This window comes from Solidesulfovibrio aerotolerans, from assembly GCF_009856865.1.
Taxonomy (GTDB): domain Bacteria; phylum Desulfobacterota; class Desulfovibrionia; order Desulfovibrionales; family Desulfovibrionaceae; genus Solidesulfovibrio; species Solidesulfovibrio aerotolerans.
The window spans coordinates 87,234-111,025 of record NZ_WVUD01000007.1; the positions used below are offsets into that span (position 1 = coordinate 87,234).

Sequence of the window (23,792 nt, forward strand, 5' to 3'; positions counted from 1 at the left end):
GCCTTCCCTTTATACATTACACACGCCGTAGCAATGCATGGATGGCCTTTCGGGCGTCGAGAAAACGCCGGTCTTCGCGGCTGGCGATCTGGTCGCGGGGGTGGGGTAGATCGATGGGCAGGATGGCCGCCACCTTGGCCGGCGGCGGGGTGAGCGCCACCACCGTGTCGGCCAGATAGACGGCCTCGTCGATGTCGTGGGTGACAAAAAGGACGGTCTTACCCTGCTGCCGGGCCACGCCGGCCAGCAAATCTTCCAGATCTTCGCGGGTCTGGGCGTCCACCGAGGCAAAGGGTTCGTCGAGGAGCAATATTTCGGCCCCGTAGGCCAGTCCCCGGGCCAGGGCGGCGCGCTGCTGCATGCCGCCGGAAAGCTGCCAGGGGTAATGCTCGGCAAAATCGGCCAGCCCCACCGCTGCCAGGGCGCTGCGGGCCGTTTCCAGCTTTTGGGCTTTGGACCCCGGGGCGCGGCGCAGCACGAAGCGGATGTTGCCGAGAATGGTGAACCAGGGAAACAGCGACGCGGCGGCGTTCTGGAAAATAAGGGCCATCTCCGGCGGCGGCGCACTAATTTCGCGCCCGGCCAGCGTCACCCGGCCGGCAGTGGGGCGCATAAGGCCGCACACGCATTGCAGCAGGGTGGATTTGCCGCAGCCCGACGGGCCGACCAGCGAGACAAAAGCCCCCTTGGGCACGCTAAAACTCACGCCGCCCAGGGCGCAGGTGGCCGGTGAGCCGTTCTGGCTATAGGATTTGGTCAGCCCTTCGATGGTCAGCATTGGGCCAGTATGCCGTAAAGGATGTGAAAATGTAAAATGGAAGAGACTGGAGAGGAAGACGGAGATGCCTCTGGCGGCAAAAGGGGGCAGCCTTTTGGAATCCCATCTGGAGCCAGGGAATTCAGGGGACCGGCACCTAACTGAGTCGTCTGGCGTAGAGCAGGATGTCCTGCTGGGAGAGCAGGCCGGCCAGCCGGCCGTCGGGCTCGACCACGGCCAGACGCCGCACGCCCTTTTGCCGCATAAACAAGATCACTTTATACACCATGGCGTCCACGGGAACGCAGACTACCGGCCCGCTCATGTAGGCCGAGAGCGGATCGGTCAAGCGCTCAGGGTGGCCCATGATGGCCCGCAGGGCGTCGCGTTCGGTGAAGATGCCCGTGGCTTTGCCGTCAACCACCACCAGGACGCTGCCGGCGCTTTTTTCGCGCATGTGGTCCAGGGCGAGCTGCACGGAGCGATGCGGAGCCAGACGGATGGGTTCGGTCCGCATGAGCGCCCGGCAATCGACGTTTTCCACCATGAAATCCACAGCCAGGGCGTCCACAAGCTCTTTGTCCGTGACCAGCCCCAGCAGCGAGCCGCTGATATCCACCACCGGCAGATGGCGCTCGTGGCGTTCCAGCATGCGCCGGATGGCTTCGTCCAGGCCCAGGTCTTTGAGGATGCCGCCGCTGGTTCGGGAGACGAGTTCGCGCACAGGCGTGGCCGGGTCGAGATCGACGTCCAGACGACGCACCAGTTCGCGCTCGGTGACAAAGCCCACGACCTTGGCCCCGGCAACGGCGGCCAGACAGCTGACATCGGCGTTGATCATGAGATCGGCAGCCTGGGTCACTGTGGCGTCGGCAGGGACGATGTGGGGCCTTTTGGCCAATTCGCCAACCCGGCGTTTGAACATGGTAGTTCCTGACAGCGTGCAATTATGCCCAAACATCGGTCGGATAGGCAGGAAAGTCAAGAAATCCCGAGGAAAAAACAGGCTGCTGCGGCTTGCCCGGGGTCGCTCAATCCGGTAGGCAAGGGAAAACGACTGTTTTGCGGGAGTGTGCGGCCATGAATTCCGACAGCGCCCAATCCTCATCGGCCCAGGCGTCTGCCTTCGTCGCCCGGCTGCTGGAGCTTGGCCAGCCCCGCCGCGAGCAACTGGTCAACCCAGCGCCCCAGCCCCGACCGGCTGCATCCCTGGCCTCGGCCGGCCGGCGTTCGCTGGCCGACATCAATCCGCCGCCCTTGCCCGAAGCCTATCTGGCCCTTCGCCGCACCGCGGAAAATCCCATGAGCGGCACGGGCGACGTGGCGGCGGCGGTCTCCAAAGACCCCAGTCTGGTGGCCTATGTGCTGCGCCTGGCCAACAGTCCGTTGTACAGTTCGGCCACGCCGGTGGAAACCGTGAGCCGGGCCGTGGGTCTGATCGGTCTGACCGAAATCGTCAATCTGGCGGCCGGAGCCGTGTTGGCCAAGCTGTTTGCCGCCCCGCCCCGGCCCGATCTGCTGTCCCTGCCCGATTTCTGGCGGCATGCCGTGGCCGTTGGCCTGCTGGCCCGGGCGCTGGCCCGGCGGCGCGACGAAGCCAACAGGGAACGCTTTTTCGTGGCCGGGCTGCTCCACGACATGGGCCGGTTGGTGCTGGCCGTGGCCGAACCCGATCTGGTCGCCGCCGTCATCGCCCGGGCCGGGGACGGGCGCATTGCCATGGACGCGGCCGAACGCCTGGAACTGGCCTTTGACCATGCCGCCCTGGGCGGGCGCATCTGCGACAAGTGGCGGATGCCGGACCCGCTTCTCGAGGGCGTGGCCGGCCACCACGACCTGTCCCAGTGTGCGGGAAGCACCATCGCCGCTGCCGTGCATGCCGCCGATTTTATAGCCAATGCCCTGGGGGTGCGGGTGTTGCCGGCCGCCGGGCTGCCCCTTTTAAATCCTGACACGCTGGCTCTGTTTAACCTGGGCAAAGCCGATCCCCAGGAGTTTGCCGACCTGCTCGATACGGAACTCGCAGCCATGGCCGCCCTGTTTACGCCATAACCATCGTCGGCAACCCGGTCGGCGCTCCCCTTGCCATTCCCCAGCCAGGGGGCTATGCAGTTTCAAAATGGAGCGAAACGCCATGAGCGCGCCTCGGATTACGCTTACCCCCCTGGTCGGGTCCGCCATAAATGAAATGATCCTTGAACTCATGGCTCTTTCCGGCGACCGTCGCCGCGCCGAAATGGCCCACTCCCTGGAAAGCGGCCGCAGCCCCCAGAGTGAAATCATGATCACGGCCCTGCGCGGCGTGATTGTCCGTACCACGGCCTAGCGCCGCCCCCCCCACCTATCCATGAAATATTTTCTCATCTTGCCTGTGCTCTGCTGTCTTGTTCTTGGCACCCTGCCGGCCATGGCCAAAAACGATCCCCCGGCCAAGCCCGAGGCTGCCCAAAAGTCCGACAAGAAGTCGGATAAAAAGACCGACAAGAAGCAGGCCGACGCCAAAAAGCCCGCCAGGAAACCCGAAGTCGATACGGGCGAAAAGGGCGACAAGGTCGAAACACCGGGCCGGGTCATCAAGGAGCCCAATGCCTTTAACGGCATCAAATGGGGCACGGGCATGGCCGCCATACCGGATATGTCCGTGGTCGAACGCGACGGGCAGGCTGCCTATGCCACGGCCGAAGGCGTGGTCTACCGCATCGGCGACGCCTTTTTGACCGGTGTCGTCTATGGCTTCTGCCAGGATCGGTTCGCGGCGGTGATGGTGGAATACAAGGGCAGAAAAGCCCATGAGAGCATCAAAAAATTTCTGATGGAAAAATATTCCAAGCCCGTTGACCTGGAAGAGCGCGGGCTGGACTTTGGCTGGCCCGTCGGCAACGTGCTCATCCGCATGGTGTTTGTCCCGGACAAGGACACCGGGACGCTGAGCTATTTCTATCAGCCCCTCTACGCCCCGTGCGGCGCACCCAAGGCCGCGCAGTGAAGCCGGGCCTTGCAGCGCTGCCCGTAGTGCTCTGCGGCCTGTTGCTGTGCCCTCTGGCCGCTGACGCGGCCGGGAAGGACAGCGCCCCGGCCGGCAGGAAGGCCCCTGCTGCTGCGGCCGGCAAGGCCCCTGCTGCGGCTGAACCGGGCGGCTTTGCCGAAAAGGGTGCTGCCTCGGCAGAAAAACGCAGTCTGGCCTTTAACAAGCAAAACGTCTTTATGTATTTCCGACAGGTGGCCGAAGCCAAGAACAAGCTGCCCGAAGATATGCCCTACGAGGAACTGCGCGACCGGCAGTGCCATCTGTACGCCAGCGTACTCAAGCAGTCGGGCTACGATTTCGAGACCACGATTTTAAATGCCGTGGAGCACGCCGAAAAGGGCGGCAACAAACTCGACGATCCCCGCTTCACGTTCCTGGCCGGCGTGTTTCAGGAGCATCCCGACCTGTTTTTGCGCCTGCGCCTGATCTCCAAGCCCACCCGCGACGCCGTCGTGCGCTTTTTCGGCGGCTAAGTAAAAGCAATGCCTCCGGCGGCCGGGAGGGGGTTACCCCCTCCCGGACCCTCCCTTCCTGGGGAGCGCTTTTCCCTTCGGGCAAGGCCCGAAGGGAAAAGCGCTCCCCAAGCAGGAAGAATACGGGGAAGGAAAGGCCGAGCGCCGCAGACAGGCAAGGGGTCCGGGGGGCTTAGCCCCCCGGCCGCCGGAGGCACTCTTCCGCCTTTCTTTTATCTAGCCCGTATACGTGGCGTAGTTTTTGCCCACCCGGTCGATGAGCTGGAGGTGGCGGTATTCGCCTTTGATCTGGCCGGCTTCGTAGATGCGGTAGGCTTCCTCGACGCATTTTTCGCAGGCACCGATGGGCGCTTCCACCCCCAGGCACAGCGGGGTGCGCGTGGATTCCGTTTCGTATTTGACCACGCCCCGGCAGTGGTCGCACAGGCGCACCGCTTCCGTCTGGTATTCGGTGATGGCGTCGGTATCGTAATAGAGCGTCTTTCGCCGGGTGAACCAGCCGGCCACCACATCGCCCTTGCCCGGTCCCCGGGGGTGGCGCGCTTCCTTGAGAATATCCCGGCAGACATCCTCGATATAACCCGTCACCTTGGCGCTTTGGCGCACCTTGGCTGCATCGAAGTCCGGTTCGCGCACATGGCTGTAGTCCAGGCCCGCCATGGACAGCACCAGCCCCAGATTGACGTAGGGCAGGGCGCCCTGGATGGAATAGCCGCCTTCGAGCACGGCGATGTCGGCCCCGAGCATTTCAGTGAGCCGGGCATAGCCCTGGGCCGAGAAGGCCATGTCGGTGATGGGATCTGAGAAATGGTTATCCTGGCCGGCGGAATTGATGATGATGTCGGGCTTGAAATCTTCAATGAGCGGCATGACCACTTCGCGCATGGCAAACAGGAACCCTTCATCGGACGTGCCCGGAGGCAGCGGCACGTTGACCGTGGTGCCAAGGGCTTTGGGACCGCCGAGTTCGAGGGGAAAGCCGGTGCCGGGATAGAGGGTGCGCCCGTCCTGGTGCAGGGAAATAAACAGCGTGTCCGGGTCGTTCCAGTAGATGTCCTGGGTGCCGTCGCCGTGGTGGCAGTCGGTATCGACGATGGCTGCCCGCAAGGGACCGTACTGGTCGCGCAGCCATTCGAGCATCACCGCTTCGATGTTGATATTGCAAAAGCCCCGCGCCCCGTGGACCACCTTCATGGCGTGGTGGCCGGGGGGGCGCACCAGGGCAAAGGCCCGTTTGGCTTCCTTGTCCAGGACCGTTCGGGCGGCGCGGATGGCTCCGCCGGCGGAAATGAGATGGGAGGTGGTGGTGACCGCCGCCACGTCGGGAAAACAAAAATGGGCGCGCAGCACATCGGTGGCCGTGGCCAGCTCGGGCTTTAATTCGGTGATGCCGGCAATGTCGAAAACGCCTTCCTCGCGCAACTGGTCCTGGGTGTAGAGCAGGCGTTCCTGGCGCTCGGGATGGGTGGGGGAGATGGCCCAGTCGTAGGCCGGGAAAAAGACGATGGCCAGGGGATGGCGGGCTTTCAGCATGACTTGGATACCGCCTGTTTGTAGGCCGCCGACACGCCGGGACGCACCTGGCAGGCCACCCGGATGTTGTGCCCGACCAGCGTTTGGCCCTCGACCATGGGAAACGACGACAGCTCCACGGTTTCGATGGGCGCGTCCTCCGCCTCGGCCCCGATGGAGGCGAGATAGTGGCGCAGGCTCGTGGCGGCTTCGCCTTCGGCGGCGGCCTGGCTGTAGTTGTCGGCCACCTGGCGGGTGATGCCAAGCGACGGGATGGTGAGCCGGCCGCTGGCGGTATCGGCGAAAAGCTCCACGGAAAAGGTCGGCCGGGCCAGGGCCGCGCCGATGGCGTTGGCCACGGCAAAGCTCTCGGGCACCACCACCTCCTGGGTAAAGGCGTCCTGGAGCAGCGCAGACAGGGCCAGGGCCGGGCCGCCCATGACGTAGACGCGTGTCGGACGGACCTGCCGGCCTTCCAGCAGTTCAAAGATCGTATAGACCGGCCGGTCGTTTATTTCGCGTACAAAGGCCGCCACTTCCGAGCGGATCTGGTTGACGGCGTTTAGAATCGCCGCTTCCGCCACCTCTTCGGGTTCAAAGCCGTTGGCCGTGGCCACGGCCAGAATGCCTTGGTAGGAGGCCCGGGGATCGCCCACGGCGATGACGTTTTGGATGTTTAAGGCATCGACCAGGGTGGGGACCGGGCCGCCCAGGGCCATGGGCGGCCCTAAGCGCCGGGGGCCGACCTGGATGGCTTCCCGGCTAACGGTAATAGCTGAGTCGCCGCCAACGCCGATGGAGCGGGTGCGCAGCGCGCGCACGAGGGTCGGGCGGCCGGCGATGGCGATGCCTTCGTTTTCGATCAGCGGCGCGCCGGCGGCAAAGACGGCGATGTCGGTGGTGGTGCCGCCAATGTCTAAAATGATCGAATCCTCGGCAATGTCGCACACGGCGATGATGCCCATGACCGAGGCGGCCGGGCCGGACAGGATGGACTGGACCGGCAGGGTGCGCGACACGGACAGCGGCATGGTGCCGCCATCGGCCTTGAGCACGTTGATGCTGGCCCCGGCCATGCCCAGTTCGGCGGCCGAACGTTCCACGGCGTCGCAAAAGCGGTTGTAGACGCGCCACACGGCGCTGTTGAGGCAGGCGGTGGCGATGCGCCGGCCAAAGCCCAGGCGGCCGGAAAAGGCATGGCCCAGGGACACGCAATCGCAGCGGCCGGCAAGCAGGGCTTCAAGGGCCAGTTCCTGGTCCGGGCAGCGGGTGGAAAATTTGGTCACAGCGGCAAAGGCGCGCACTCCGGCCGCTTCCCAGGCGTTAATGACCGCGCGGGCGGCGTCGAGGTCAAGCGCTCCGGTCTGGCGTCCCCGGTGGTCGATGGCCCCGGCAAGGACGTGGTAATACGCCCCCATGGCATAGGCCGCCGGATCGATGCCGGGGCCGCCGGAAACCAGGACGCCGACGGGATCGGCCGTGCCTTCGATGATGGCGTTGGTGGTCAGCGTGGTGGAGAGCGTCAGGCGCGTCACGGCGGCCGGGCCGGCCACGGCGGCAATACTGGCCAAAGCCTCGCGGATGGAGGCAAGCAGGTCGTCGTGGTTGGTGGGCAGCTTGGCGCAGGCCACGACGCCGTCCGGCCCGATGAGGACCGCGTCCGTATGGGTGCCGCCAACGTCGATTCCGCAAAGCATGAAAAATCCCTAGCATCAAGGCGGCCCGGCGTCGAGTCTGCCGGGGCCGGGCCGCCGCAGCGGTTCCGGTCAGGATTTGACTTGCAGATTGAGCAGCCCGGCCACCGCCTCGGGCGAACCGGCCCGGCCGATTTGCCCCAGGGGGACGGGTGTGGCCGGAGTCAGGGAAATGGAAAGCTGGCGCGGGTTTTCAATAAATTGTTTGAGCGCAGTGACAACGCCGGCCAGGAGCGGACTTTGTTCCTTTTGCAGGGCTTCGTCGGCGTCGGCGGCCATGGTCTTTTTCAGGGTAGCCACGTCCACGCCCTTTTTGGCTGCTTCCTGTTTGAGCACGCGCTCCATAAGCGAGGCGTCGGTGTAGACCAGCTCGGAGCGCAGGAGCAGGAGGCTGGGATAGGTGAAAAGAAGGGTCGCGGCCTGTTTGGGGTCGAAATCCAGGTTGCCCAGAGCCAGACTCAGGCGCAGGGTGGCGACGTCTTTTATGGCCAGGGAGATGGCGTTGAGCGTCAATTCCCGCTTGTCCCTGGCGTAGGCGTAGTCGATGCCGAGGTCACAGGTGAGCGGGCCGGTGTAGCCCAGGGCGGCGAACCGGGCTGCGTCGGCGGGGCCAAAGGTGGCCGGATCGAGCTGGATGCCCCGGATATCCATGGCCAAAAAGGCGGGGGTGGGCGAGGTCTCGTCGATGCTGCGCACCACCACTTCTTTGATGCGGGTGGGGGCCAGCCCCCCCGGCGGCAGGATGGAGACGTCGGCGATGACGGTCTGGCGGGTGAAGAGATTGTAGGACACGTCTTTATAGACCACATTGGCGGCCGGTCCGGCCTTGGCGATGACGGCATCGACATGGCTGCGCGCCGCATTGGAGGCGTAGCGGGTGAGCCCAAAATAGGCACCGGCGAGGACCACCACGGCGACGGCTGCGGCGAGGAGTTTTTTGTTCATCCGACAGTCCTTTGGCGACAGTCCCGTCCGGGGCTGGCCGCTGTTTGCCCGGCCTACGCAGGGGGCTTGGCCCCGGTCCGGGGCGGAAAACGCCAGCCGGGTGCGAAGCGCTGCCGGGTGTGTCAAGGCCGTGTAGAAGGGATATCGTGCCGGCGTCAAGCCGCTGTGCAGACAACGGGTGGGAAAGGCGTTGCAGCCGGCCGCCGGCTGTCATAATGATAACAAACTTGTCAAGCGAAAGCGCGGCGGCCAGTGGTGTTCGCGGCCGCAACCCGGGAATCCCGTGAAAACGATGTTGCTCCTGCTGTGTTGGGCTGTGCTGCTCCAGGGCTGCGTCGGCGAAGACGCCGTGCTGCTCGGGTTCTCGGGGCAATTGACCGGCGATCACGCCGATCTCGGGGTCCAGGGCCGCAACGGAGCCAGTCTGGCCGTGGAAGATAGCAATGCCCGGGGCGGCGTGGCCGGCCGACCGCTCAAACTGCTTTCCCGGGACGACGGCGATACGCCGCAAACCGCCGTGGACGCCGACACGGCTCTTCTCAAAGCCGGCGTCGTGGCCATCGTCGGCCATATGACCAGCTCCCAAACCTTGGCCGCCCTGCCGACCGTGGCTGCCGCCGGCCGGGTCATGATCTCGCCGACCACGGCCACCCCGGCGCTTTCCGGCAAGAAAGATCTTTTTTTCCGGGTGATCCCCTCCAACGAAGCCTGGGGTTTGACTCTGGGGGCCTATGTCGCCCGCCGGGGGTTGACCAGAGTCTGCGTCATCGCAGACCTGGACAACGCCTCCTATGTGGACAGCTTCAACGCCGCCTTCGAGCAGGCCTTTGGCCATGCCGGCGGCGAGATCGTCTGTCGTTTCCCCTTCTCCTCGAAACAGGGGCCTGACTGGGGGGCGCTGCTTGACCAGGCCGCGACCAGCCGGGCGCAAGGGATTGTGGCCACGGCCGCCGCCCGGGATGTGGCCGCCCTGGCCCAGACCATGACCGCGCGCAACGAGCGCCTGCCGCTGTTGTGCCCCACCTGGCCCTACACCCGGGAAATCCTGTCCATTGGCGGGCGCAGCGTGGACGGCATCGTTTTTGCCGCCAGCTATACCGAGGCAAACGACCGGCCCCGGTTCCAGGAATTTTTGCAGCGTTACCGGGAACGCTTCGGCGCGCCGGCCAATTTCGCCGCTGTCTATGCCTATGAGGCCGTGTCCGTGCTGGCTGCCGCCCTTTTGCGCACCGGCGGGCGGGCCGAGGGCCTGGCCGAGGCCCTTATCGCTGTCGGCGAACAACCTGGCCTGAGCAGCCCGTTTGCCCTGAACGCCTACGGCGATGTGCTGCGTGATACCTTCCTGGTGACCATCGCTGACGGCCGGTTCGCCGCAGTGAAGGATTGATCGGCATGCGTCCCTCGCCTTTAAGTCGCATCGTCAGCCGCAGTCTCTTGTTGCGGCTGGTGGTTCCGGGCGTTGTGTTGCTGTCATTGATGGCAGCGGCCATGATTTCCATGCAGTGGCTGACCATGGAGCGGGACAACGCACGGCTGGCCATCACCCTGGCCGGCTATGTTTCATCCTATCTCGACAATGCCTTTCAATCCCTGGAAACCTTTGTCCAGCGAACAGGGACGGACGGCCGGCCGGTCCGGCCGGAGACTCTGGCCGATCTGCTGGCCGTGTCGCCGGCCATGCGCCGGCTGGTGTGGATCGAAGCCGACGGCAAGGTAGCCCTGTGCGTGCCGTCGGGACTGCAGGGCAGCATCTTCCCCCTGGAGTTCGACAGCCGCCACACGACCCGCAGCCGGCTCATGTTATCGCGTCCGCACCCGTCGCCCATCGACGGCCGGCTCTCGGTCACCATCGGTGTGCCGGCCGGGAACGGGGCTATTTTGGCCGGGGAACTCGATCTGGCCGGGCTGGCCAGGCATCTGGTCCAGGTGGCCCCCCTGGCCGAAGGCCGGCTTCTGGCCTGCGACGCCTACGGCAATCTCATCGTCCATCCCGAGGCCCGGCTGGTGGCCGAGCAGGGCAATATTGGCGATACGCCGCTTTTCGCCGCAGCCAAGGCCGGCAAACACCATGTGGTGTATTGGTCCGGGGGGCGATTCTGGCTTGGCACCGTCGGGCAGGTGGGCGAAAGCGGCTGGCTGGTGCTGCCGACGGTGCCCGTCTCGGTGCTGGTGGCCCCGGTCCTGTACGCGGCCTTGGTGCTCTTTGTTTTCATGGCCGGTGCCTTTGTCCTGGCGTCGGTGCAGTTGCGTCGGGAACTGCGCCGGCGGGTCGAAGAGCCGCTGGCCCGGTTTGCAGCCAGTCTGCCCCACGGCCGCGATGAGGCCGGCGGGTCGTCGGCCTTTGCCGAACTGTCCGTCTTTGAGGGTGCTTTTGATGAGATGACCCGGGAACTGGTCAAAAACGAGCGGCTTTTCCGGGTTTCCTTTGAGCAGGCCGCCGTGGGCATGGCCCATGTCTCGCCGCAGGGGGAATGGCTGCTGGTCAATGACCGTTTGTGCGAACTGACCGGCTGTTCCCGCCGGGAACTGCTCGGGCATTCCCTCATCGATGTCCTTGTTCCCGCTGATCTGGCAGCGGTGACGGCCCGCATTCACGAAACCCTGGCCGGCCGGCTGGAGACATTTACCCGGGAGGGACGCTGCGTGCGCCCGGATGGGGCTTCGATCCAGGTCAATCTGACGGTCTCCCTGGTGCGCGACGAAACGGGCGAGCCGGACTATTTCGTTTTTGTGGTCGAGGACGTCACCGAACGCCGTCGGGCCGAGGAGGCGCTGCGCCAGTCGCTGGAGGATAAGGAATTGCTGCTGCGGGAGGTGCACCACCGGGTGAAAAACAACCTGCAAGTCATCTCCAGCCTGTTTTTTCTCCAGGCCGAAGTGACCGACAACGCCGAGGCCCGTACCGTGCTTCTGGAAAGCCGGGCGCGAGTCGCCTCCATGGCGCTTGTCCACGAGGGGTTGTACCGCACCGGTGATTTCGGCCGCATTGACGTGGCCGATTATGTGTCGCGGCTGGCCTCGCAACTGGAGGCGTCCCTGGGACGTCGCGGCGGGGTGCGCTGCCGGCTGGGACTTGCGCCGGTGCATTTGTCCATCGAACAAGCCGCGCCGCTGGGGTTGGCCCTTAACGAGCTGATCACCAACGCCATCAAGCACGCCTACGCCCCTGGTGAAGGCGGCGAAGTGCATGTGGGCGTGGGCCTTACGGACGGGACCATGACCATCACGGTGCGCGATATGGGCCGGGGCCTGCCGGACGACTTTTCCATCGAGGGCACCCAGAGCCTGGGCATGCAACTGATTGCCAACCTGACCCGCCAGTTGCGCGGCAGCATCCGGGCGGAAAACCAGGGCGGAGCCGTGTTCACGTTGACGTTTCCGGTGTGAGGGGAGTTGCCGCCTCGAGAGCCGTCTACCGCAGCACCGGGGCCAGCACCCGGTCGAGCACCCCCTGCACCTTGGAGATGGCCACGCCGTAGTTGGTCACCGGCACGCCCCGGCGCACGCATTCGCGGATGCGTCGCAGCATCTCCAGGCGTCCCAGCATGCACGAACCGCAGTGCACCACCAGGGCAAACCGCTCCAGATCGTCCGGGAAATCATGGCCGGTGTACATTTCAAACTGCACGTCGCGGCCCGTGTACTGGGAAATCCAGCGCGGAATCTTGATCCGCCCGATGTCGTCGGCCTGGGCATGGTGGGAGCAGGCCTCGGCCATAAGTACGATATCGCCGTCGCGCAGCCGGTCGATGGCCGCAGCGCCGGCGGCCAGCGTCGCCAGATCGCCCTTGTAGCGGGCAAAGAGCGTTGAAAAAGTGGTCAGCGGCACTTCGTCGGGCACGTCGCCCGAGACTTTGAGGATCACCTGGGAATCGGTGACCACCAGGGCCGGCGGCCGCTTCATGTTGCCCAAAGCCGCTTCCAGTTCGCGGTCCTTAACCGTCACTGCAATGCCGTCGCCGTCGAGAATCTCGCGCAACACCTGGACTTGCGGCAGGATCAGCCGGCCCTTGGGCGCGGCCAGATCGATGGGCACGACGCACACCACCGTGTCGCCTTCGGTGAAAAGATCGCCGCAAAGGACCGGTTCGCGCAGATTTTCGGCCGGGGCCAGCCCCATGACCGCTTCCTTGACCAGGGCCGCTCCCTCGCCGCTGGCGGCGCAGGCCGCAACCGTGGGGATGCCCTGCTCACGGCACCAGTCGCAGTCGGCCGTGGCCGGGGCGGCCAGATCGGTCTTGTTGAAAACGATCAGGAACGGGATGTCGAGCCGGCGGATGTCGGCGATCATTCCCCGTTCCGGCTCGCCCAGGCCCGAAGCCGCGTCCACCACCAACACGGCGATGTCCGTGCGCCAGAGCACCTTTTTGGTGGCGGCCATGCGCAAGGCCCCCAGTTCGCCGGTATCGTCCAGGCCGGCCGTGTCGTAGAGCGTCACCGGTCCCAGCGGCAGCAACTCGTAGGCCTTGGCCACGGGATCGGTGGTGGTGCCGGCGAAATCGGACACGATAGCCACTTCCTGGCCGGTGACGGCATTAATGAGCGAGGATTTGCCGGCGTTGCGCCGCCCGACAAAGGTGATGACCAGGCGCACGCCGCGCGGGGCCTTTTGGCCGGCGTCGTTATCCGACATGGTGTCTCCTTTTGGAACCGCCCACAGCCGTGGACGGTGTCAGTCCCAGGCGGCGCACGGCTTCCCGGGCCGCTTCGACGCGCGCCCGGGCATCGGCGCGAAAAGCGTTTTTGCCGGGATAGATGGCATAGTCCGCGCTGACGTTTTCCGGGGTGAGCGAGGGCATGAGCACATTGGCCCCGACGGTCAGGCCCTGTTCCCTGGCCCCGTCGCGCAGGGCGTTTAGGGCCGAGGTGGACGGGATATTGGCCAGGGGCGCGAGCAGGCGCAGAATAGCCATGGCCCGAAAAGCAGTGAGAATCGAGCCCGGGGCCTCATGGCCAAAAGGTGTGTCGGGATGGGGCACGAAGGGGCCGACGGCGAGCATGTCCAGATCCAGATCGGCCAGCCGCAGCAGATCCTTGGCCAGGATCTCCGGCGTCATGCCGGGCAGATCGGTGATGACGCCCGAACCCACCTCATAGCCGGCCCGGCGCAGGGCCTCCAGGCGGTTTAAGCGGTCGGCCACGGTCAGCCCCGGGCGGCAGCGGGCGTAAAGGGCTTCGTCAAAGGTCTCGATTTTAAGCAGATAGCGGTCTGCGCCGCAGTCGCGCCAGTAGGCCAATTCGTCTTCGGGCCGGTCGCCCAGGGACAGGGTGACAGCCACGTCCGAGTCGGCCTTGGCCCCGGCCACGATCCGGCCGATGTCATCCCGGGAATAGCTGAAATCGTCGCCGGACTGGACCACGATGGTGCCGATGGACAGTTCCCGGGCAAGATGCGCGCAGGCCAGAACGTCGTCCACGGACATGCGGTAGCGGTGGACATGGCCATTGGCCGCGCGCAGGCCGCAGTAGCGGCAGTTGTTGCGGCAATGGTTGGAAAATTCCACCACGCCGCGCAGATAGACGTCGGTGCCGAAATTTTCCCGGGTGAGTGCGGCGGCCGCGGAAAATAACCCGGGATCGTCGGCCCCGGCCAGCAATTGCGCTACTTCATCCTGACGCATGGCATTCGTCCATAAAATGACTTCTCCCTTGCATTCTAAGAGTGCCTCCGGCGGCCAAAGGGGTGACCCCTTTGGAATCCCTCTTGGAAGGCAAGGGGTTATGGGGCCAGGGCGTCACGAGCCTCGACCCCTTCAAAAACTTCTTTCATTGCAGGGGTCCGGGGGGATCATCCCCCCGGCCGCCGGAGGCATTCTTCCCTCTTTCCTCTTCCCGCTCCAGGCTCAGGCCAGCCGCCGGGCTACGGCCCGGGCGGCCAGGCAGTCGCTGACGTAGCGGTAGGCCCCGAGCGCCACCGCATCCAGGGTATCGGGCCGGCCGCCTTCCTCGGCCAGATCGAGCAGGCCGGCGACATCGGCCGGAATCACCAGCCACAACCCCAGCGGTGCCGCAATCGTCGAATGGGCGTAATGGCCGGCCAGGACGGCATCGCCGGTCAGCAGTACCGGAGCCAGCGGCAGGGCGACAGTGACATACAGCCGCACCTTGTGGGGATGGCGCGAGGCCAGGGCGTCAAGAAACGATGCGGACACGGAAAATTCCCGCTGCATGGCCGAGGCGGTCATGTCCGGGCGCAGCACTTGGCGAAATTCGTCCCAGTACGGCGGCCTGGCCACGGGATCAAGGGACACGACGTCTAAGCGCTCGAATTCCGGCCGGCTCAGCGCCGCATCCAGAGCGTCGGCCATGGCCCGGTCCCGGGCGAAATTGGAATAGAGCGCGGCATGGAAAAAGAGCCGATCCGACCGGGCCACGCGCTCGGGCAATCCGACTTCTTCCAAGCCCGCCGCCACCCAGGGTTTTTCCTGCTCCATTTCCATCACGCCTTCTCCTTTCCATCCACTGCACCTAGAGACCCCTTTCGGGGGCCGGGGTTTCCATCGGCCGCCGGACCAAGCTGTGGTTCCAGTCAGGCGTATGCTTCGCCTGTCCAGAACCCCAGTCAACCAATCAGCGCGTACACCCCTTTAAAACTTCTCCCCGTCGGGGGGGCCGGGGGGATCATCCCCCCGGCCGCCGGAGGCCTCTTCCTCTTCCCGCGCCTCTCCCTGTCGCCGGAGGCATTCATAGTCCTCTTCTTCAAACCCAAGCTTACGCATGCGTTTGGGGGCGAGCAGCCCGGCGGCGTCGGCTTCGGCCAGGACGCCGGTGGCGGCCATGTGGGCGGCCAGGGTGCGGCCGGCTTTGCGCGAGGCGGCCAGCAGCCGGGCGACGGTCTCGTAGCCCAGCGCCGGCACCAGCACCGTGGCCAGGGCCTGGCTTTTGGCCACCAGCTCTTGGCAGCGCTCCTCGTCGGCGGTGATGCCGATGATGCATTTATCGGCGAAAACGGCCGAAGCGTCGCGCAAAAGGCGCAGCGATTCGAGCAGACTGTGGGCTAAGAGCGGCATGTACTGATTGATTTCGAGCTGCCCCAGGCCGGCCGTCAGCGTCACGGTCTGGTGGTTGCCCATAACCCGCAACGCCGCCTGCCCCACGCACTCCGGGATGACCGGATTGACCTTGCCGGGCATGATGGACGACCCGGCCTGCAAGGCCGGCAGCACAATCTCGCCAAGGCCGGTAAAAGGGCCGCTGGCCAAAAGGCGCAGATCGGAAGCGATTTTGAGCAGATTGGCGGCGTAGGCCGACAGGATGCCCGAGACTTCCACAAAGGCGTCGGCGTTGGCCGTGGCGTCCACGAGATTTTCCGCCCGGGACACCGGCAGCCCGGTCAGATGGCGCAGATGCTCGGCGGCCTTGAAGATGTAGGCCCGTGGCGCGCCCAGGCCCGTGCCCACGGCCGTGCCACCCAGCGGCACCTGTTTGATGCGCTCGCGGCATTTGAAAATGCGCCAGCGGTCGCGCGAGACGGCCTCGGCATAGGCCCCAAACGTCATGCCGAGCGTCATGGGCACGGCGTCCATCAGCTCGGTGCGCCCGACCTTGACCACCTGGGCGAAGGCGGCCTCCTTGGCTTGGAGCGCCTCCTGCAACCGGGCAGTCGTCCCTTCCAGCTCTTTTAAAAGCCCCAAGGCGGCCACGCGCAATGCCGTTGGATAGGTGTCGTTGGTGGACTGGTGCAGATTGACGTGGGCCAGAGGCGAGAGGATGTCATACGCGCCCGGGGTGTGCCCGAGCAGTTGCAAGGCGCGGTTGGCCACCACCTCGTTGACGTTCATGTTGGTGGAGGTGCCGGCCCCGCCTTGGTAGGCGTCCACAACGAATTGCTCGCTATGCTGCCCTTGCGCCACTTCGCGGCAGGCGGCCACGATGGCCGAGGCCCGCTTGGCGTCGAGATGGCCGGTGTCCTGATTGGCCAGGGCGCAGGCCGCCTTGACCCAGGCATAGGCGGCAATGAGCTCGGGCATGACCCGCTGCCCGGAAACCGGAAAATTGTCCGCAGCGCGTGCGGTATGTATGCCGTAAAGGGTGCCCTCGGGGAGCGATCTTGCTCCCAGGGCATCTGATTCCTGTCGCACAGAGCACGCTCCCCGATAGGCAACCCAGTGCGGCAATCGGCTCCCGGACCATCCGGTCCCCGACTGTCGCTGCGGCGGCTATGGTAACACGAACTATAAAAAAGATCACCAGGGTTCCACCCTGCACCCGCCGGGGCGCTGCCCCGGACCCCGCCAGGGCTCTGCCCTGGACCCGGCAGGGCAGAGCCCTGCACCCGCCGGGGGGATAATCCCCCCGGACCCCCTGGCTGGCAGGTGGGGGTGGGGCATGCTGCCGTGGCTCTTGTCCAGCCTGGCATAAAAGGGTCAGGCTGGCGTCTGCCGAGGGCGAATGCCCGGCCCCCGGCTGGAGGGTGACGGCGGGGGACAACGCCGCACCCTTGGTCCAACCCGGTCCCTGCGCGAAAGGTCTGCGGGCAGGGGAGCACGCAGCTTCTGTCGCGAAAGGGCCTTCGGGCCGGGGAGCTTTGGCAAGCAACCCCGGCCGGAAGGCGAGAGGCGGGAGCGTCCCGTGGCAGCAGGACGCCTGGTTGATGATCCGTAGTCAAAGATCAGATGTCACTTCGTACGTTACACCCCCCATCGAGGGGGGTCCGGGGGGGATCATCCCCCCCGGCGGAGAGGTTTGGAGAGGCAGCGCCTCTCCAATTCTTTCTACTCCTACAGGCGCTGGCGCTTGAAGTAGTGGGTATGCAGCAGGTGGTGCGACTTTTCGGACAGCGGCTTGCCCAGGAACTTTTCGTACAGTTCGATGATGTACGGGTTCTGGTGCGACTTGCGCAGCGGCTTGCCGGCATCTTCGTCGTAGAGCACCTTGGTGCGCAGTTTGAGCAGTTCGATATCGCCGTGGTGGTAGGGCTGTCCGCCGCCGCCGATGCAGCCGCCGGGGCAGGCCATGACTTCAATGGCGTGGAACGCTTCGCCGGCGCGCACGCGCTCGAGCAGTTTGCGGGCATTGCCCAGCCCATGGGCGACGCCGATGCGCAGGGCATGGGGGCCGACCTGGACGGTGGCGACTTTGACGCCGTCCATGCCGCGCAGATCTTCGAATTCCAGCTTCTGCAACGTTTCGCCGGTGGCCAGTTCGTAGGCGGTGCGAAGGGCAGCCTCGATGACGCCGCCGGTGACGCCGAAGATCGGGGCCGCGCCGGTGGATTCGCCAAGGGGATTGTCAAAGTCTTCGTCGGGCAGGCCGGCGAAGTCGATGTTCATGCGTTTAATCAGGCGGGCCAGCTCCCGGGTGGAGATAACGATATCCACATCGGGGTTGCCGTCCACGGCGAATTCCGGCCGGGCGCATTCGTACTTCTTGGCCAGACACGGCATGACCGAGACGACCACCAGTTTTTCGCGGGGAATGCCCAGTATTTCGGCGTAGTAGCTCTTGGCGATGGCACCGAACATCTGCTGCGGCGATTTGGCGGTCGAAGGCACGTCGAGCATGTCGGGGAAGTTGTGCTCGAAGAACTTGACCCAGCCGGGGCAGCAGGAGGTCAGGATGGGAAGCTTGGCTGTCTGGTCGCCGTTCAAATGACGGGTCAGGCGGTCAAGGAATTCCGAGCCTTCTTCCATGATGGTCAGGTCGGCGGCGAAGTCGGTGTCAAAGACGTGGTCAAAGCCGAGGCGGCGAAGGGCGGCGGCCATTTTGCCGGTGACCGACGTGCCGGGAGCGATGCCGAGGTCTTCGCCCAGGGCGGAGCGCACGGCCGGGGCGGTCTGCACGATGACCACCTTGTCCGGGTTGGCCAGGGCGTCCACGACTTCCCAGGTGTGGTCATGCTCCACCAGCGCGCCGACCGGGCACACGGCCACGCACTGGCCGCAGTTGGTGCAGACGGTGTCGGCCAGATTCATCTCAAAGGCCGGGGCGACCACGGCGCTGAAGCCGCGGTTGACGCCGGAGAGCACGCCGCAGGTTTGGACGTCGTTGCACATGGTCTCACAGCGGCGGCACATGATGCACTTGTCCATATCGCGGATGATGGAGGTGGAGATGTCCTTGCGGTAGTGGGACATTTCGCCGCCGTCATAGGGGGACTCGCGGATGCCGAACTTCTCGGCCAGATTCTGCAACTCGCATTCGCCGGATTTGGCGCACACGAGGCAGTCCTTGGGGTGGTCGGACAGCAGCAGTTCGAGGACGGTTTTGCGGGCGTTTAAGACGCGCAGGGTGTTGGTCTTGACCACCATGTTGTCGGAAGCCGGCGTGGCGCAGGCCGGGGCCAGATTCCGCCGGCCTTCGACTTCGACCACACAGATGCGGCAGGACGCGCCCTTATTGTTGATCCGCAGATCTTCGAGGTTTAAGTAGCACAGCGTCGGAATATCGACATCCAGCTTTTTGGCGGCATCCAGGATGGTGCTGCCGGCTGGGACGGTGGTTATCTTGCCGTCTATAGTTACTGTCAGCATGGACATTGCAGACCTCCTTCGGCCTTACAGCTTGATGACGGAGTCGAATTTGCACTTGTCGTAGCAAGCGCCGCACTTGATGCACTTGGAGGCGTCAATGACATGCGGTTGCTTCTTGGTGCCGGTGATGCAATCCACCGGGCAGACCTTGGTGCACAGCGTACAGCCGGTGCACTTGGCCGCATCGATGGTGTAGGTCAACATGGCCGTGCAGACATGGGCCGGGCACTTTTTCTGGGTGACGTGCGCTTCGTACTCGCCCGCGAAGGTGTCCATGGTGGAGAGGATCGGGTTGGGCATGGTCTGGCCCAGGCCGCACAGGGCCGTGTCCTTGATGGCCTCGCACAGGGACTTGAGCCGGGCCAGATCGGCGTGGGTGCCGTGGCCCTTGGTGATCTTGTCGAGGATTTCGTAAAGGCGCTTGGAACCGATGCGGCACGGGGTGCACTTGCCGCAGGTCTCGTCCATGGTGAAGTCGAGGAAGAACTTGGCCACCGAGACCATGCAGTCGTCCTCGTCCATGACCACCATGCCGCCGGAGCCCATCATGGACTTGCGGGCAATGAGCGACTCGTAGTCAATGGCCACGTCGAGGTCTTTGTGGGCCAGGGCGCCGCCGGAGGGACCGCCGGTCTGGACGGCCTTGAATTCCTTGCCGTCGGGGCAGCCGCCGCCGATGTCGAAGATGACTTCGCGCAGCGGCGTGCCCATGGGCACTTCAACCAGACCGACGTTAACGATCTTGCCGGCCAGGGCGAACACCTTGGTGCCCTTGGAAGTGGCGGTGCCGATGGAGGAAAACCAGTCCGCGCCCTTTAAAATGATGGCCGGGATGTTGGCAAAGGTTTCGACGTTATTAACGATGGTGGGCTTGTTCCAATAGCCGGACTGGGCCGGGAAGGGCGGCTTGCTGACGGGTTCGCCGCGGTGGCCTTCCATGGAACGGATAAGGGCGGTTTCTTCGCCGCACACGAACGCGCCGGCACCGTATTTGATCTCGATGTCGAAATCAAAACCCGAGCCGAAAATGTTCTTGCCGAGAAGGCCCATGGCCCGGGCGTCGTCGATGGCCAGGCGCAGGCGCTTAATCGCCAGGGGATATTCGGCCCGGATATAGACCGCGCCAAGGGTTGCGCCGATGGCGTAGCCGCCGATGGCCATGGCTTCGACCACGGAATGGGGGTCGCCTTCAAGGACGGCACGGTCCATGAATGCGCCCGGATCGCCTTCGTCGGCGTTGCAGACCATGTATTTCTGGTCGGCCTTGTTGGACAGGGCGATGCCCCATTTGACGCCGGTGGGGAAGCCACCGCCGCCCCGCCCGCGCAGGCCGGATGTTTTGATGACTTCCACGACCTCGGCCGGGGTCATGGTGAGGACTTTGGCCAGGGCCTCGTAGCCCCGCAGGGCGATATAGTCGTCGAGGCTTTCAGGATCGATGAAACCGCAATTGCGGGTGGCGATCCGAAGCTGCTTTATTTGCGTCGTCGCTGCCATGTGTCGTCTCCCGATGGGCGTTACAGAATCACGCGTTGGTAGGTGACGGGGATGATGCCTTCGACCGGTTCGCCATTCATGACGTACTCGGTCACAAGCTCACGGGCCTTGGCTTCGTCCACGCCGCCGAAGACCACGGGTTCCTTGCCGGGCAGGGTGATCTCCACGGTAGGTTCGGCGAAGCAGAAGGTCATGCAGCCGGACTGCATGAAATCAACGTTGGTCAGGCCGTTTACGGCCACTTCGTCCTGCATGGCCTCCAGGGCGACCTTGCCGCCGGCGGCGATGGAGCAGGTGGCCAGGGACACGTTGATCAGGACTTTGTTGGCGCGCGCCTTTTGGCGGGCGAGAATTTCTTCACGCTTGGCCCGCAGGGCGTCGAGGCTGGCGATGGTGCTCATGGGCGCTCCTTGGCTGTCGAAACGGTGTGCGGTGCTAGAAGTCGGCCAGGATCTTTTTGACCTGGCCGGGGGTGACATTGCCGTAGACCTTGTCGCCAACCATGACGATGGGGGCCAGGGCGCAGCCGCCGACGCAACGCAAAGTGTCGATGGAGAACTTGCCGTCCGGGGTGACATCACCGATGTCGATTTTGAGCTGCTCTTTAAAGGCGTGGACCACCTTGTCCGCGCCTTTGACGAAGCAGGCCGTTCCCATGCAGATGGAGATGGGATGCTTGCCCTTGGGCACCATGGTGAAAAAGGTGTAAAAGCTGACCACGCCGTAGACTTGCGCCAGCGGCACTTCCATGTGGTCGGCAACAAACTGCTGCACTTCGATGGGCAGATAGCCGAAAACGCTTTGGGCTTTGTGCAGCACCGTGACCAGATGCCCTTCTTTCTGGGGCAGGGCCTCGATGAACTGCACGACTTCCCGGTACAGCGGCTGCGGCAGCACGGCGTGTTCCGGCATCCGGCATTCGCCGACCATTTGACAAGTTGAAGTTTGCATGCGGAAGCACCTCTCCTTGTGGGTTTTGAGGGTCCAATACCTGGAGCCTGTGTTGTCCCAGCCGCCGTGAGCAGGCGCAGCCTCTTGCGACGGCCAGGGCTCGTGGCCCGCTGAAGTTTCCATCCCTCAAGTTTGTGATTAATTTCACAAAATCGAGGGGATTACTGCCGATCATTTAATTGCCAGCTCTTTTCTCAGAGACAAGCTGGTCCTACGCACAGTCGGCTCCTCTTGAGCAATAACCGGGCCAGTCAGTGATAGTGAGTAATTGCAAGTGGTTGTCTTTTAGTGCAGCGGAATCAGGCCTGTCCGGTGGGACGGGCTGGGGAACGGCGGGAGGACGGAAGTGGGTCAAAAATCGTAGGGGTGTTGAAAAATGACCGTATTTAAAGGGGTTGGAGCGGAAAAGACAAAGTGCGCTAGCTGCCGGCAAAAATTGGGTCAAAATGTTACCCCGTTTGCACCAGAAGGAAGCCCGCCGCCAGTCGCAGGCATATTGTCCGAGAATCGCAACATACGTAACACGTTTTCAAGAGGAGTGCATCCCCTTTTTCGGGCTGGCGGCATCGGCTGAGCAGGGTGAGGTTGGGGCGGGGCGTGGTCAGGCGTGGTCGGGCAAGCGCCCTGGCGCTGCGTCAGGGCGCTTGCCCCAGGACCAGGAGAACGGCGTTTGATCTGATTGTGCAGGTCGCAACACGTGTGCGTTTGCCCCTGGGCCAGGGGAACGGCCCAGGCAGCGGGGCGTGTTGGGGGCGCATCCAGGGGGTGTCCGGGGGGCGGCCAGGGTGGTGGAGGACGGGTTGGTTCATACAAAAGGGGCTGCCCAGTGCCTGGGGAGCCCCTTCACAGCCAGGAAACCTCGGAAAATCATGCCACGAGGACTACTTCTGTCGTTTGGCTAGCGAAAAAGCGACAACACTGTCTGTTGCCTGCACATGACGGTAAACGATTTCAAGTGTAGCTTTGTTGGCAACCTTGCAATCAAAAAAACCATCGGTATCGGCGGCGTACATATATTTTCCGTCAGGAGTGATCATTCCCCGCCGGCGCATTCTGCCCGCAACTGGCCGCAGGCCGCGGCGATGTCGCCGCCCTTGCTCTTGCGGATCGTCGTCGTCAGCCCTTTGCTTTTCAAAATCTCCTGGAAGGCCAGCACCCGCTCCATGGCCGGCGGCCCGTACGGCAAGCCCGGCGTGGCATTGTACACAATCAGATTCACCTTGGCCTTGACCCGGGACAGCAACCGCACCAACTCCCGGGCGTTAGCGTCCGCATCATTGACCCCGGCCAACAGCAGATACTCAAACGTCAGCTTTTCCCGAGGCTTCAAGGGATATTGTGCCAAGATGTCTATGAGTTTGGAAAGCTCCAGCTTGGCCGCGCCCGGCATGATCTTCTCGCGCAACGCCTGGGTCGGCGCATGCAAGGAAATAGCCAGCGCGCACAACCCCATACGCCCCAAATCCAGCAGATGGCGCGCCACCCCGGCCGTGGACACCGTGATGCGCCGGCCGGACATGTCCAGCCCCTGCGGGTGATGCAGCGCCTCCAAGGTCTTGACCAGATTGTCGTAATTTAAAAGCGGCTCGCCCATGCCCATGAAAACCAGATTGCGCAACGCCAGCACAGCGCCCTTGTCCAGCAGATACTGCCGGGCCACAAGCACCTGCCCGAGCATCTCGCCGGAGGTCATGTTGCGGCGAAACCCGAGCATGCCCGTGGCGCAAAAGCCGCACCCCATGGCGCAGCCCACCTGGGTCGACAAGCACGCGGTGAAATGATCCTTCTCCGGAATGATCACACACTCCACCCGTTCGCCGTCAGTCAGCTCCAGCAAAAATTTCACCGTGCCGTCGCGGCTTTCCCGCACCTCGGCAACCGCAGGCCAGGCAATCACCGCCACCTCGGCCAGCCGCGTGCGCAACGCCTTGGATACGTCCGTCATGGTCGCTACGTCGCGGCAACTCTTCTGCCACAGCCACTGCCAGACCTGCCTGGCCCGGTAGGGCGGCTCGCCCAGCGAAACGATAAGCGACTCAAGTTCGTGGAAGGTCAGATCGAGCAGATTGGTCATGGTCGTGCGTACCTGTATGGGAAGGAGCGAAGACGAATCGGGGCTTTGCCCCGAACCCCACCGGGGGGATGATCCCCCCGGACCCCCCGACGGGGGAGGCGGGCGGCAGTGCTGCGGCGGTGGCGGGGTTCCGACGTTGGGTCGGCAATTTGGCCCGGCGGCGTAATCCGCTGCGCGGCTTCCACCGCCGGGCCAAATTGCCGACCCAAGGGGCGCCAGCGGCGAAGCGCCGCATTGAAAACCAAACAGCCGTGCAAAAAATCGTTAACCAAGGGGCCGGAAACTTTATTGTTTGGTGGGCGATGGGGGCGGCTGGCTTTGCAGCCGCCCCCATCGCCCACCAAACAGGAAAGGGGTCCGGGGGGCTTAGCCCCCCGGTGGGGTTCGGG

The 23,792-nt window shown here is 64.3% G+C and carries 21 protein-coding genes; 6 read left to right on the forward strand and 15 right to left on the reverse strand.

Going from position 1 to position 23,792, the window contains the following annotated elements:
• Nucleotides 1-16 precede the first annotated feature (16 nt).
• Together GTA51_RS06350 and GTA51_RS06355 are read right to left on the reverse strand one after the other, a co-directional pair.
• On the reverse strand, nucleotides 17-778 hold the full coding sequence (locus GTA51_RS06350; RefSeq protein ID WP_160959615.1) for an ABC transporter ATP-binding protein: 762 nt from the start codon (nucleotides 776-778) through the stop codon (nucleotides 17-19).
• A 136-nt stretch (nucleotides 779-914) separates the two neighbouring features.
• Entirely contained in the window at nucleotides 915-1,682 is a 768-nt protein-coding gene (locus GTA51_RS06355) for a CBS domain-containing protein (RefSeq protein WP_160959616.1), read from the reverse strand.
• Between the two features lie 155 nt (nucleotides 1,683-1,837).
• Between GTA51_RS06355 and GTA51_RS06360 the strand changes: the two genes are divergently transcribed.
• The 4 genes from GTA51_RS06360 (at nucleotide 1,838) to GTA51_RS06375 (ending at nucleotide 4,258) form a co-directional block, all read left to right on the forward strand.
• Entirely contained in the window at nucleotides 1,838-2,809 is a 972-nt protein-coding gene (locus tag GTA51_RS06360) for an HDOD domain-containing protein (protein ID WP_160959618.1), read from the forward strand.
• A gap of 82 nt (nucleotides 2,810-2,891) precedes the next feature.
• The gene (locus tag GTA51_RS06365; protein WP_160959619.1) at nucleotides 2,892-3,083 is read left to right on the forward strand and encodes a hypothetical protein; all 192 of its coding nucleotides are present in this window, start codon (nucleotides 2,892-2,894) and stop codon (nucleotides 3,081-3,083) included.
• A 21-nt stretch (nucleotides 3,084-3,104) separates the two neighbouring features.
• On the forward strand, nucleotides 3,105-3,743 hold the full coding sequence (locus tag GTA51_RS06370) for a hypothetical protein (RefSeq protein ID WP_160959621.1): 639 nt from the start codon (nucleotides 3,105-3,107) through the stop codon (nucleotides 3,741-3,743).
• The gene (locus GTA51_RS06375) at nucleotides 3,740-4,258 is read left to right on the forward strand and encodes a hypothetical protein (RefSeq protein ID WP_343039488.1); all 519 of its coding nucleotides are present in this window, start codon (nucleotides 3,740-3,742) and stop codon (nucleotides 4,256-4,258) included. The genes GTA51_RS06370 and GTA51_RS06375 overlap by 4 nt, the downstream gene beginning before the upstream one ends.
• Before the next feature lie 216 nt (nucleotides 4,259-4,474).
• Here GTA51_RS06375 and GTA51_RS06380 read toward each other — a convergent pair whose 3' ends face one another.
• From GTA51_RS06380 to GTA51_RS06390, 3 genes are all read right to left on the reverse strand, one after another.
• Nucleotides 4,475-5,791 carry a histone deacetylase family protein gene (locus GTA51_RS06380; RefSeq protein WP_160959622.1) on the reverse strand — a complete coding sequence of 439 codons (1,317 nt, stop codon included), beginning with the start codon at nucleotides 5,789-5,791 and terminating at the stop codon, nucleotides 4,475-4,477.
• Entirely contained in the window at nucleotides 5,785-7,467 is a 1,683-nt protein-coding gene (locus GTA51_RS06385) for a hydantoinase/oxoprolinase family protein (RefSeq protein ID WP_160959624.1), read from the reverse strand. Before GTA51_RS06385 ends, GTA51_RS06380 begins: the two co-directional genes overlap by 7 nt.
• Before the next feature lie 69 nt (nucleotides 7,468-7,536).
• Nucleotides 7,537-8,409 carry an aq_1923 C-terminal domain gene (locus GTA51_RS06390; protein WP_160959625.1) on the reverse strand — a complete coding sequence of 291 codons (873 nt, stop codon included), beginning with the start codon at nucleotides 8,407-8,409 and terminating at the stop codon, nucleotides 7,537-7,539.
• A gap of 292 nt (nucleotides 8,410-8,701) precedes the next feature.
• On the opposite strand from GTA51_RS06390, the gene GTA51_RS06395 reads away from it, so the two are divergent.
• Entirely contained in the window at nucleotides 8,702-9,796 is a 1,095-nt protein-coding gene (locus GTA51_RS06395; protein ID WP_211922466.1) for an ABC transporter substrate-binding protein, read from the forward strand.
• A gap of 5 nt (nucleotides 9,797-9,801) precedes the next feature.
• Entirely contained in the window at nucleotides 9,802-11,796 is a 1,995-nt protein-coding gene (locus tag GTA51_RS06400; protein ID WP_160959628.1) for a sensor histidine kinase, read from the forward strand.
• Nucleotides 11,797-11,821: 25 nt separating this feature from the next.
• On the opposite strand, the gene hydF is transcribed toward GTA51_RS06400, so the two are convergent.
• The 10 genes from hydF to rlmN all read right to left on the reverse strand — a co-directional run bounded on the left by hydF (nucleotide 11,822) and on the right by rlmN (nucleotide 23,403).
• Nucleotides 11,822-13,042: a [FeFe] hydrogenase H-cluster maturation GTPase HydF gene (hydF, locus tag GTA51_RS06405; protein WP_160959630.1), complete on the reverse strand. Its 1,221-nt coding sequence runs from the start codon at nucleotides 13,040-13,042 to the stop codon at nucleotides 11,822-11,824.
• Nucleotides 13,032-14,030, reverse strand: a complete 999-nt coding sequence (hydE, locus tag GTA51_RS06410) for a [FeFe] hydrogenase H-cluster radical SAM maturase HydE (protein WP_160959631.1) — start codon at nucleotides 14,028-14,030, stop codon at nucleotides 13,032-13,034. Before hydE ends, hydF begins: the two co-directional genes overlap by 11 nt.
• 222 nt (nucleotides 14,031-14,252) lie before the next feature.
• Nucleotides 14,253-14,849 (reverse strand): hypothetical protein, encoded by a 597-nt coding sequence (locus GTA51_RS06415; protein ID WP_160959689.1) that lies wholly within the window; start codon nucleotides 14,847-14,849, stop codon nucleotides 14,253-14,255.
• Between the two features lie 147 nt (nucleotides 14,850-14,996).
• Nucleotides 14,997-16,490 carry an aspartate ammonia-lyase gene (locus GTA51_RS06420; protein WP_160959633.1) on the reverse strand — a complete coding sequence of 498 codons (1,494 nt, stop codon included), beginning with the start codon at nucleotides 16,488-16,490 and terminating at the stop codon, nucleotides 14,997-14,999.
• A gap of 639 nt (nucleotides 16,491-17,129) precedes the next feature.
• A complete protein-coding gene (locus GTA51_RS06425; RefSeq protein WP_160959634.1) occupies nucleotides 17,130-18,887 on the reverse strand; it encodes an NADH-dependent [FeFe] hydrogenase, group A6 in 1,758 nt (585 codons plus the stop codon).
• Nucleotides 18,888-18,905: 18 nt separating this feature from the next.
• Nucleotides 18,906-20,378, reverse strand: coding sequence for an NADH-ubiquinone oxidoreductase-F iron-sulfur binding region domain-containing protein (locus GTA51_RS06430; RefSeq protein ID WP_160959636.1), 1,473 nt, complete (start codon nucleotides 20,376-20,378; stop codon nucleotides 18,906-18,908).
• Between the two features lie 20 nt (nucleotides 20,379-20,398).
• Nucleotides 20,399-20,779 (reverse strand): (2Fe-2S) ferredoxin domain-containing protein, encoded by a 381-nt coding sequence (locus GTA51_RS06435; protein ID WP_160959637.1) that lies wholly within the window; start codon nucleotides 20,777-20,779, stop codon nucleotides 20,399-20,401.
• Nucleotides 20,780-20,813: 34 nt separating this feature from the next.
• Nucleotides 20,814-21,329: an NADP-reducing hydrogenase subunit HndA gene (hndA, locus tag GTA51_RS06440; RefSeq protein WP_160959639.1), complete on the reverse strand. Its 516-nt coding sequence runs from the start codon at nucleotides 21,327-21,329 to the stop codon at nucleotides 20,814-20,816.
• 881 nt (nucleotides 21,330-22,210) lie between these two features.
• The gene (locus GTA51_RS21220) at nucleotides 22,211-22,342 is read right to left on the reverse strand and encodes a hypothetical protein (RefSeq protein ID WP_281353950.1); all 132 of its coding nucleotides are present in this window, start codon (nucleotides 22,340-22,342) and stop codon (nucleotides 22,211-22,213) included.
• 20 nt (nucleotides 22,343-22,362) lie between these two features.
• Nucleotides 22,363-23,403: a dual-specificity RNA methyltransferase RlmN gene (rlmN, locus tag GTA51_RS06445; protein WP_160959640.1), complete on the reverse strand. Its 1,041-nt coding sequence runs from the start codon at nucleotides 23,401-23,403 to the stop codon at nucleotides 22,363-22,365.
• Nucleotides 23,404-23,792 lie beyond the last annotated feature (389 nt).

Bases quoted from the DNA above. Each gene is read 5' to 3' on its own strand.
- GTA51_RS06385 (WP_160959624.1), bottom strand. From the start codon at position 7,467: ATGCTTTGCGGAATCGACGTTGGCGGCACCCATACGGACGCGGTCCTC.
- GTA51_RS06355 (WP_160959616.1), bottom strand. From the start codon at position 1,682: ATGTTCAAACGCCGGGTTGGCGAATTGGCCAAAAGGCCCCACATCGTC.
- GTA51_RS06430 (WP_160959636.1), bottom strand. From the start codon at position 20,378: ATGGCAGCGACGACGCAAATAAAGCAGCTTCGGATCGCCACCCGCAAT.
- GTA51_RS06350 (WP_160959615.1), bottom strand. From the start codon at position 778: ATGCTGACCATCGAAGGGCTGACCAAATCCTATAGCCAGAACGGCTCA.
- GTA51_RS06360 (WP_160959618.1), top strand. From the start codon at position 1,838: ATGAATTCCGACAGCGCCCAATCCTCATCGGCCCAGGCGTCTGCCTTC.
- GTA51_RS06395 (WP_211922466.1), top strand. From the start codon at position 8,702: ATGTTGCTCCTGCTGTGTTGGGCTGTGCTGCTCCAGGGCTGCGTCGGC.
- GTA51_RS06425 (WP_160959634.1), bottom strand. From the start codon at position 18,887: ATGTCCATGCTGACAGTAACTATAGACGGCAAGATAACCACCGTCCCA.
- GTA51_RS06370 (WP_160959621.1), top strand. From the start codon at position 3,105: ATGAAATATTTTCTCATCTTGCCTGTGCTCTGCTGTCTTGTTCTTGGC.
- GTA51_RS06380 (WP_160959622.1), bottom strand. From the start codon at position 5,791: ATGCTGAAAGCCCGCCATCCCCTGGCCATCGTCTTTTTCCCGGCCTAC.
- hydF (WP_160959630.1), bottom strand. From the start codon at position 13,042: ATGTCGGATAACGACGCCGGCCAAAAGGCCCCGCGCGGCGTGCGCCTG.
- GTA51_RS06400 (WP_160959628.1), top strand. From the start codon at position 9,802: ATGCGTCCCTCGCCTTTAAGTCGCATCGTCAGCCGCAGTCTCTTGTTG.
- GTA51_RS06365 (WP_160959619.1), top strand. From the start codon at position 2,892: ATGAGCGCGCCTCGGATTACGCTTACCCCCCTGGTCGGGTCCGCCATA.
- rlmN (WP_160959640.1), bottom strand. From the start codon at position 23,403: ATGACCAATCTGCTCGATCTGACCTTCCACGAACTTGAGTCGCTTATC.
- GTA51_RS06435 (WP_160959637.1), bottom strand. From the start codon at position 20,779: ATGAGCACCATCGCCAGCCTCGACGCCCTGCGGGCCAAGCGTGAAGAA.
- GTA51_RS06415 (WP_160959689.1), bottom strand. From the start codon at position 14,849: ATGGAAATGGAGCAGGAAAAACCCTGGGTGGCGGCGGGCTTGGAAGAA.
- GTA51_RS06390 (WP_160959625.1), bottom strand. From the start codon at position 8,409: ATGAACAAAAAACTCCTCGCCGCAGCCGTCGCCGTGGTGGTCCTCGCC.
- hydE (WP_160959631.1), bottom strand. From the start codon at position 14,030: ATGCGTCAGGATGAAGTAGCGCAATTGCTGGCCGGGGCCGACGATCCC.
- GTA51_RS21220 (WP_281353950.1), bottom strand. From the start codon at position 22,342: ATGTACGCCGCCGATACCGATGGTTTTTTTGATTGCAAGGTTGCCAAC.
- hndA (WP_160959639.1), bottom strand. From the start codon at position 21,329: ATGCAAACTTCAACTTGTCAAATGGTCGGCGAATGCCGGATGCCGGAA.